The sequence below is a fragment of the Alteromonas sp. W364 genome (genome assembly GCF_031846205.1).
In the GTDB taxonomy this organism is placed as follows: Bacteria; Pseudomonadota; Gammaproteobacteria; order Enterobacterales; family Alteromonadaceae; genus Glaciecola; species Glaciecola blandensis.
The window spans coordinates 1-647 of record NZ_JAVRID010000030.1 but is presented as its reverse complement, the minus strand read 5'-3'; the positions used below and the strand labels follow the sequence as shown (position 1 = coordinate 647).

Here is a 647-nt window from a genome sequence, read left to right as displayed (position 1 = left end):
AGCATTCTAGTGGTGGTAAACGCAAGCTCGGCAGCATTACTAAAACAGGCAATGTTCGGGCACGACGGTTATTGATTGAAGGCGCACAAAGTTATCGCCACCCTGCCAATGTGTCTAAAGAGCACCAGCTTCGCCAAGAAGGATTACCTAAAATAGTCATTGATACTGCGTGGAAAGCGCAGCTTAGATTATGTCAGCGCTATCAGCGACTGATGCAGCAAGGGAAACATCACAACGTGATTAAAGTCGCCATTGCACGAGAAATGGCGGCGTACATGTGGGCTATCGCCAAGCAAATCGTGTTGCCCGCTGTCGATATTCGCAAGCGAATAGCGCGAGTACCGGCATAAAAGAGTTTGAGTTAATGTGTCGGGTCAGGCCGCGGAAGCGGTACAACCTTCGGCAAGTGTTGGATTGGTATTGATGGCTGCGGCTTACAATAACCCCCGCGCATAGAGAGAAGATAGGTACGACGTCGTAAACAGTAAGGTTGGATAGGCTAGGCAACTAGCAACCCACGTATACCAGCATGATAACCGACGAAATTTACTGGCTTCATCTGATGCATTAACTCAATTTATTTGATGAAGAAGCTCTGAAATAAAGAGCGGGATCTGCTCGTTTAACTTGACATGAAGAGTCATACC

Annotated in this window: 1 protein-coding gene; it reads left to right on the top strand. The window is 47.4% G+C overall.

The window, feature by feature from the left end:
- The coding region (locus RM556_RS17320; protein ID WP_311375215.1) for a transposase at positions 1–350 on the top strand (350 nt) is incomplete at its 5' end.
- Positions 351–647 lie beyond the last annotated feature (297 nt).